Here is a 6,526-nt window from a genome sequence, read left to right on the forward strand (position 1 = left end):
TGCGTTCCCGATCCCATGCTCCGACCAACGCTCATCGCGCTGACCCTCGCTGCGCTGCCGGCCGCCGCCCAGGTCAGCCCGCCATCCGACCCGCCGCCGGTCAGCCCGGATGCCATGCAGAAGGTCGAGGTCAAGGCCGACGCCAACAGCTACGACCCGCGGCGCGACGACACCGCCAGCCGCATCGTGGTCTCGAACGAAGAGATCAAGCGCTACGGCGACACCTCCGTGCTCGACGTCTTCAAGCGCCTGCCCGGCATCACCGTCGGCGGTGGCGGCGGCCGCGGGGCGGGCGAAATCCGCATGCGCGGCCTGGGCAGCGGCTATACGCAAATCCTGATCAATGGCGAGCGGGCCCCGGCCGGCTTCGACATCGACCAGCTGTCGCCCGACGTCATCGAACGGATCGAGATCCTGCGCGCGGCCAGCGCCGAGTTTTCGACCCAGTCGATCGCCGGCACCATCAACATCGTGCTCAAGCGGGTGGTGAGAAAGGCGCAGCGCGAACTGCGGGTCGGCTACGGCAAGAGCGAGGACGCCAGCAACCCGAGCGCGAGCCTGAACATGTCGGACCGTCTCGACGCGCTGTCGTACTCGCTCGGCGCCAGCGTCTGGCGCTTCAACTTCGACCGTCCGCAACCGTACGAGGAAACGCAGATCGATCCGCAAGGCCGCCTGACGCAGCTGCGCCGCACCGAGCAGAACGACAGCGGCAGCCCGAAAGGCTTCAACCTCACGCCACGCCTGAACTGGACGCTCGAGAACGGCGACACGGTCAGCTGGCAGACGATGGTCTCGTACAATCGCAACGACTACCAGGGCGATGCGGTGACCACGACCGAGCTTGGCGCGCCGCCGCCGTACGACGTGCGCGACATGCACAACGAGGGCAACCACACGATGCTGCGCACGGACGTGAACTGGGTGCACAACCTGGAAGAGGGGGCGAAGCTCGACCTCAAGCTCGGCGCCAACGGCACGCGCAACCGCGGCGACTGGCGCGAGTTCGACTACAACCTGGATCGGCTGGCGCGCGACTCCACCGTCCTGAGCGCGACCGACGAACGCGGGCTGACGATGGTCGGCAAGTACACGACCCCGTGGAAGAAAGACCATTCCTTGTCGATGGGCTGGGATGCCGGCTACACGCAGCGCGAGGACGAGCGCGGCGAAGTCGAGGTGTTGCCGCTGGCGGGGCGCGAGCTGATATCGAACGAGGAGTATGACGCCACCATCAAGCGCCTGGCGCTGTACATCCAGGACGAGTGGAACGTGAGCAAGCAGTGGTCGATGTATGCCGGCCTGCGTTGGGAAGGACTGGAGACGACCAGCGAGGGCAATACGTTCGAAACCAGCACCAACCGCGCCAGCGTGTTCTCGCCGCTGGCCCAGACCCTGTACAAGATCCCGGACAGCCGTGACCAGGTGCGCCTGGCGCTGACCCGCACCTTCAAGGCGCCGTCCGCGAGCAACCTGATCCCGCGCCGCTTTACGACGCCGAACAACAGCCAGACCGATCCCGACTACCGCGGCAATCCGGATCTGCAGCCGGAACTGGCGACCGGCATCGACGCCGCCTACGAGCACTGGTGGGCCGAGAAGGCGCTGCTGAGCGCCAGCGTGTCGGTGCGCCGCATCGAGGACTACACGCGCCAGGGCCTGATCCTGGAAGACGGCCGCTGGATCCAGACCCCGGTCAACGACGGCGACGCGCTCACGCGCAGCCTGGAGCTGGAAGCGAAGTTCCCGCTGTCGGCAGTCATGGAAGACGTGCCGGAGATCGACCTGCGCGCGAGCGTGTCGCGCAACTGGTCCGAGGTGGACGCGGTGCCGGGGCCGGACAACCGCCTGGACCAGCAGGTGCCGCTGTCGGCGACGCTCGGGATCGACTACAAGACCCGCGACGGCAAGCTCAGTACCGGCGCCAGCTTCGCGTTCAAGGACGGCGGCCCGGTGCGGGTCAATGTGGAGCAGTCGCGCTACCAGAGCGTGCGGCGCGATCTGGATGTGTATGCGCTGTGGAAGTTCAATCCGAAGTACCAGCTGCGGCTGGCGGCGTCGAACCTGCTGCGTCAGGATGGGGTATCGGATTCGCGCTATACCGATGAATTCGGGACGCTGCGCAGGACCAGTTTCAGTGAAGGGCACACGATGGCGCGGGTGACGCTGGAGTCGCGGTTCTAGATCGATTCCCGGCGGCGACAGTCGATCGGTAGGGTTGGCGGCTTGCCGCCAACCCACCGTGGGTTACCGTTAGATCAATCCAAGCTTCTCGGTCCCACTCGAAAAGTCCCGGTTCTTCGCGTGCTTGCTATTGAGCTTGATGTTCAGCCGCAGGTCGTTGACGGAGTCCGCATTGCGCAGCGCATCCTCATAAGTGATCTTGTCCGCCTCGTACAGGTCGAACAAGGCCTGATCGAAAGTCTGCATCCCCAGCTCGCGCGACTTCTTCATGATCTCCTTGATCTCGTGGACCTCGCCCTTGAAGATCAGGTCCGAGATCAAGGGAGAATTCAGCAGGATCTCGATCGCCACCACGCGCCCCTTGGCTTCTTTCTTAGGAATCAGCCGCTGCGAGATCAGTCCCTTGAGGTTCAGCGACAGGTCCATCAGCAGCTGCTGCCTGCGCTCTTCGGGGAAGAAGTTGATGATACGGTCCAGCGCCTGGTTGGCGCTGTTGGCGTGCAGCGTGGCCAGGCACAGGTGGCCGGTCTCGGCGAAGGCGATCGCGTGTTCCATCGTCTCGCGGTCGCGGATCTCGCCGATCTGGATCACGTCCGGCGCCTGGCGCAGCGAATTCTTCAGCGCCGCCTCGAAGCTGTCGGTGTCCACGCCCACTTCGCGCTGCGTGATCACGCAGTTGCGGTGCGGGTGGACGAATTCCACCGGGTCCTCGACCGTGATGATGTGGCCGTAGCTGTTCTCGTTGCGGTAGCCGACCATCGCCGCCAGCGTGGTCGATTTGCCCGAGCCCGTGGCGCCGACCATGATCACCAGGCCGCGCTTGGTCATCACGACGTCCTTGAGCGTGTCGGGCAGGGCGAGGTCTTCGAACTTCGGGATCGCGGTGGTGATCACGCGCAGTACCATGCCCACGCAACCCATCTGCATGAAGCTTGATACGCGGAAGCGTCCCAGGTCGCCCGGCGTGATCGCGAAGTTCGCCTCGCGCGTGAGCTCGAAGCCGGCCGCCTGCTTGTCGTTCATGATCGCGCGCGCCAGGTCGGCCGTGTGGCCGGCGGTGAGCGCCTGGCTCGACACCGGCGTCATGCGGCCGTCGATCTTGATCGCCGGCGGGAAGCCCGCCGTGATGAACAGGTCCGAACCGCCCTTGCTGACCATCAGGCGCAGCAGGTCGAACATGAACTTGGATGCCTGGTCGCGTTCCATCTGGGTGATCCTTAGCCGAGGAAGTTTTCCGGGATCTTGGCCGCGGCGCGCGCGGCGCCGGTCGAGATCACGTTGCGGCGCACCAGCTCCGTCAGGTTCTGGTCCAGCGTCTGCATGCCGGCATTGCTGCCGGTCTGGATGGCAGAGTACATCTGGGCGATCTTGGCTTCGCGGATCAGGTTTCGGATCGCCGGGGTGCCGATCATGATCTCGTGCGCCGCCACGCGGCCCGAGCCGTCCTTGGTCTTGAGCAGCGTCTGCGAGATCACGGCCTGCAGCGATTCGGACAGCATCGCGCGCACCATCTCCTTCTCTTCGGCCGGGAACACGTCGACGATACGGTCGATGGTCTTGGCGGCCGACGAAGTGTGCAGGGTGCCGAACACCAGGTGGCCGGTCTCGGCGGCCGACAGCGCCAGGCGGATGGTTTCCAGGTCGCGCAATTCGCCGACCAGGATCGCGTCCGGGTCTTCGCGCAGCGCCGAACGCAGCGCGTTGTTGAACGACAGCGTATGCGGACCGACTTCGCGCTGGTTGATCAGGCACTTCTTGGACTCGTGCACGAATTCGATCGGGTCTTCGATGGTGAGGATGTGGCCGTACTCGTTCTCGTTCAGGTGGTTCACCATCGCCGCCAGCGTGGTCGATTTACCAGAGCCAGTCGGGCCGGTCACCAGCACCAGACCACGCGGCTTCATGGCCAGGTCGGCGAAGATCTTCGGGGCGTTCAGCTCTTCGAGGGTCAGGATCTTGGACGGAATCGTGCGCAGCACGGCCGACGCGCCGCGTTCCTGGTTGAAGGCGTTGACGCGGAAGCGCGCGAGGCCGGGGATCGCGAACGAGAAGTCGCACTCGAGCACTTCTTCGTACTGCTTGCGCTGGCCGTCGTTCATGATGTCATAGATCATGCCGTGCACGTCCTTGTGCTCGAGCGGCGGCAGGTTAATGCGGCGCACGTCGCCATGCACGCGGATCATCGGCGGCAGGCCGGCCGACAGGTGCAAGTCCGAAGCCTTGTTCTTGACCGAGAAGGCGAGTAATTCCGAAATGTCCATTTATAATCCCTGTGGCTCGAGGTGCGTATTTGTCATCGTCGCCGCTCGAAAAATATTTCCTATAGAAAATCATTATGTCCACAATCGCCGCCAACTTGCAAGCTGTCGAAGCGACAATCGGGGAGGCTGTGCAGGCCGCCGGACGCGTCCGCGACGAGGTGCAATTGCTCGCTGTTTCCAAGACGTTTCCTGCGCAAGCCGTGCTGGATGCGATGGCGTCCGGACAACGTGCGTTCGGCGAAAATTATCTGCAAGAAGCGCTCGACAAGATCGCGAACGTCGCGCAGGCGCAACCCGACGCGCCGGTTGAATGGCATTTTATCGGCCCCATCCAGAGCAACAAGACACGCCCGATCGCGGCCAGCTTCCACTGGGTACACACGGTCGAGCGCCTCAAGATCGCCCAGCGCCTGTCCGAGCAGCGCCCGCCCGAACTCGGCCCCTTGAATATCTGCCTGCAGGTGAACATCAGCGGCGAGGCCAGCAAGAGCGGCGCGTCGGAGGCTGAATTGCCCGAACTGGCGCGCGCCGTGGCGCAATTGCCGAACCTGCGCCTGCGCGGCTTGATGGCGATCCCCGAACGCGCCACGGAACCGGAGCAGCAGCGCGCTGCCTTTGCCCGCCTGCGCAAGCTGCACGACGCCCTGCGCGCCGACGGTCTGGCGCTCGATACGTTGTCGATGGGCATGTCGGGCGATATGGCCGCGGCGATCGCGGAAGGCGCGACCATTGTGCGCATCGGCAGCGCCATCTTTGGCGCACGCAATTACGATTAACAGGAAAAATACATGAAGATCACGTTCATCGGTGGCGGCAATATGGCAGCCGCACTCATCTCGGGCATCGTCCGCCAGGCGGGTTCGGGCGCGAACATCCACGTCGTCGACCGCAACCCGGAAGCGCTGGAGCGCTTGTCGCAACAGTACGGCGTGCGCACCGCGACGGCGATCGACGAACAGGTCGGGGAGAGCGAAGTCGTGGTGCTGGCGATCAAGCCGCAGCAGATGCGCGAAGTCGCGGCCGAGCTGGCGCCGCTGTTGAACCGGCAGCTGGTGCTGTCGATCGCCGCCGGCATCCGCAGTAGCGACCTGTCGCGCTGGCTGAACGGCTACGACGCGGTCGTGCGCACGATGCCGAACACGCCGGCGCTGATCGGTATGGGCGTGACCGGCCTGGCGGCGCAGCCGGGCGTGAGCGAAGCCCAGCGCGCGCAGGCCGACATGGTGATGCGCGCGGTCGGCAAGACCGTGTGGCTGGATGACGAGGCGCAGATCGATTCGGTGACGGCGGTGTCGGGGAGCGGTCCGGCGTATGTGTTCTTCTTCCTGGAAGCCATGCAAGAGGCGGCCCTGCAAATGGGCTTGAACGCGGAGCAGGGCAGGGAGCTGGCGCTGGCCACTTTCACCGGCGCGGCGCAGCTGGCGGCGCAGTCGGATGAGCCGGTCGAGGTGCTGCGGCAGCGGGTGACCTCGAAGGGCGGCACCACGCATGCGGCGATCACCAGCATGGAAGCGGCTGGTGTCAAGGAGGCCATTGTCGCGGCGATGAAGGCGGCTGCGGCGCGTGGGCGCGAGCTGGGTGAGGAGTTGGGCAGCAGCTAAGCGTGCCTGACAAAACCGTTCAGCATTTCGCCAACGGATGAGCGAGCACCACATGATCTGTTGGTGCTCGCGGAGCAGTTGCAAGAGCGCCTCCCCGCAGCCGAGTTCGCGCGGTAGGGTGCCGCCGGAGCTCCAGTCGTGAGACAAGCAGGATTACGGTCACGTTGCGCGAACATTGATACATGGCGCCTGCCTTTGGACGATCGGCTATGGGCAAGGAGAGGATCCACTATAAGCGACCAAAGGTCTTTGGGAAGAAGGACTTATGCCGCGGCATCAGTCCTTCTGCAAAAACGCCGCCATTTTAATGCTCTGACTGAGCATGGGTACGTCTGTTATCGACCGACTGTGTTGAAAAAACCAGATGGCAACGATCCCGCAAGGTGAGCCTGTCAGAATTTCTGTGTGGAACGGGGTCATGAAATAATCCCGAAAGGACTGTTCCATGACCGAAGTGATGACCACCAAGAAGCCCAAAAA

At 64.2% G+C, this 6,526-nt stretch carries 6 protein-coding genes; 3 read left to right on the top strand and 3 right to left on the bottom strand.

From position 1 onward, the window contains the following. The first annotated feature begins 15 nt into the window (after nucleotides 1–15). Nucleotides 16–2,184, top strand: a complete 2,169-nt coding sequence (locus ABIB42_RS07725) for a TonB-dependent receptor plug domain-containing protein (protein WP_429248182.1) — start codon at nucleotides 16–18, stop codon at nucleotides 2,182–2,184. 69 nt (nucleotides 2,185–2,253) lie between these two features. Here the strand turns inward: ABIB42_RS07725 and ABIB42_RS07730 are convergent, their stop codons facing one another. Continuing rightward, entirely contained in the window at nucleotides 2,254–3,390 is a 1,137-nt protein-coding gene (locus tag ABIB42_RS07730; RefSeq protein WP_273036535.1) for a PilT/PilU family type 4a pilus ATPase, read from the bottom strand. Nucleotides 3,391–3,401: 11 nt separating this feature from the next. Next, nucleotides 3,402–4,445, bottom strand: coding sequence for a type IV pilus twitching motility protein PilT (locus tag ABIB42_RS07735; RefSeq protein WP_005668052.1), 1,044 nt, complete (start codon nucleotides 4,443–4,445; stop codon nucleotides 3,402–3,404). Between the two features lie 74 nt (nucleotides 4,446–4,519). On the opposite strand from ABIB42_RS07735, the gene ABIB42_RS07740 reads away from it, so the two are divergent. Next, nucleotides 4,520–5,221 (top strand): YggS family pyridoxal phosphate-dependent enzyme, encoded by a 702-nt coding sequence (locus tag ABIB42_RS07740; RefSeq protein WP_429248183.1) that lies wholly within the window; start codon nucleotides 4,520–4,522, stop codon nucleotides 5,219–5,221. A 12-nt stretch (nucleotides 5,222–5,233) separates the two neighbouring features. Then, nucleotides 5,234–6,046: a pyrroline-5-carboxylate reductase gene (gene proC, locus ABIB42_RS07745; RefSeq protein WP_429248184.1), complete on the top strand. Its 813-nt coding sequence runs from the start codon at nucleotides 5,234–5,236 to the stop codon at nucleotides 6,044–6,046. Between the two features lie 276 nt (nucleotides 6,047–6,322). Here proC and ABIB42_RS07750 read toward each other — a convergent pair. Further along, nucleotides 6,323–6,526 (bottom strand): hypothetical protein (locus ABIB42_RS07750; RefSeq protein WP_429248185.1); only part of this gene is annotated, 204 nt, incomplete at its 5' end.

The sequence above is a fragment of the Massilia sp. UYP32 genome (assembly GCF_050434365.1).
GTDB lineage: Bacteria > Pseudomonadota > Gammaproteobacteria > Burkholderiales > Burkholderiaceae_D > Telluria > Telluria timonae.

Bases quoted from the DNA above. Each gene is read 5' to 3' on its own strand.
- ABIB42_RS07725 (WP_429248182.1), top strand. From the start codon at position 16: ATGCTCCGACCAACGCTCATCGCGCTGACCCTCGCTGCGCTGCCGGCC.
- ABIB42_RS07730 (WP_273036535.1), bottom strand. From the start codon at position 3,390: ATGGAACGCGACCAGGCATCCAAGTTCATGTTCGACCTGCTGCGCCTG.
- ABIB42_RS07735 (WP_005668052.1), bottom strand. From the start codon at position 4,445: ATGGACATTTCGGAATTACTCGCCTTCTCGGTCAAGAACAAGGCTTCG.
- ABIB42_RS07740 (WP_429248183.1), top strand. From the start codon at position 4,520: ATGTCCACAATCGCCGCCAACTTGCAAGCTGTCGAAGCGACAATCGGG.
- proC (WP_429248184.1), top strand. From the start codon at position 5,234: ATGAAGATCACGTTCATCGGTGGCGGCAATATGGCAGCCGCACTCATC.